Annotated in this window: 1 pseudogene; it reads left to right on the top strand. The window is 59.9% G+C overall.

From position 1 onward, the window contains the following. A pseudogene (locus EAE89_RS22875) lies at nt 1-1,328 on the top strand (hemagglutinin repeat-containing protein); the annotation flags it as partial.

Raw genomic sequence — 1,328 nt, 5'->3', positions numbered from 1 at the left:
TCGTCGAAACGGAAAAATCGCCCCATCACGACGCGGTATTGCGCGGCCAGACCACCCGCTATGACTGGTCACAGGTGGACACTTCTCACCACAACAAATACGGCGTGCACGAGGCCATCATGCCGGATGGCAGCCGCAGCGATAACTTTGATGAATATCAGTACACCCGGACCGTCAGGGAAACGCAGGTCACACACAGTGACCCCGGTAAAATGCTGGCCGGGGGCAATCTGACCCTCAATAGCGCGCAGGTCACCAATCACGATAGCCAAATCGTCGCCGGCGGCGCACTGGCGGGCAATATTGGCGAACTGCATAATATCGCCACCCAGGGGGAACGCATCACCACCGAGACCGGCAGCCAGACCCGCTGGTACGTCAAAAAGAAAAAACGGAACAAGTTTGGCATTGGCGGCACCAAAACCTCGCAGGGAAAAGACACCACCGGTTATACACCGGACCCGGTGACCGAAACGATTGACCTGAACACGCTGGCCTGGCAGGACCATACCCGCCCACCGGGGACCGATATCACGATAACCGACCGCCAGACCGGGCAGGTGCAACAGGCCCCCACTGCCGTGAAACCAGTGGCCGGGATAAACACCCCCGTCCTTAGTCCTCCCCCCCGGTCAACCCTTAGTCCTGCCGCCCGGTCAGCCGTTTGAACTGAGTTTGCCGCCGGAAACCGTCAAAGGACAAACAGTCGACCCGGTGATACGCGTGGTGACGCCCGATACGCGTTTGCCGGATAACAGCCTGTATACCGTGCAGCCGGGCAGTGACAGCCACTATCTGGTGGAGACCGACCCCAAATTTACCCAGTACAAACCCTGGCTGGGGTCAGACTACATGCAGCAGCAACTCACCCATGACCCGGCTTTGGTGCACAAACGGTTAGGTGACGGGTTCTACGAACAGCGGCTGGTGCGGGAGCAGATTACCCAGCTGACCGGCCAGCGCTATCTGCCGGGCTACAATAACGATGAAGCCCAGTTTAAAGCGCTGATGGATGCCGGCGTTGCCTTTGGCAAACAGCAACAGTTAACACCGGGCGTGGCGCTGAGTCCGGCGCAGATGGCGCTGCTGACCTCGGATATTATCTGGCTGACCAACCAGACGGTCACGCTGCCGGACGGCACTACCGAGGTGGTGACGGTGCCGCAGGTGTACGCCCGGGTGAAATCCGGTGACCTGCGCAGTGACGGCGCCCTCCTCGCCGGCAATACCGTGGCGCTTAACAGTCAGGGCGATATCACCAACCGCGGCACGGTCAGCGGGCGTGATGTCACTCAACTGACGGCCAACAACCTGACCAACCACGGCTT

Source organism: Photorhabdus heterorhabditis (genome assembly GCF_018448905.1).
Classification (GTDB): domain Bacteria; phylum Pseudomonadota; class Gammaproteobacteria; order Enterobacterales; family Enterobacteriaceae; genus Photorhabdus; species Photorhabdus heterorhabditis.
This window is presented reverse-complemented; position numbering and strand designations above follow the sequence as displayed.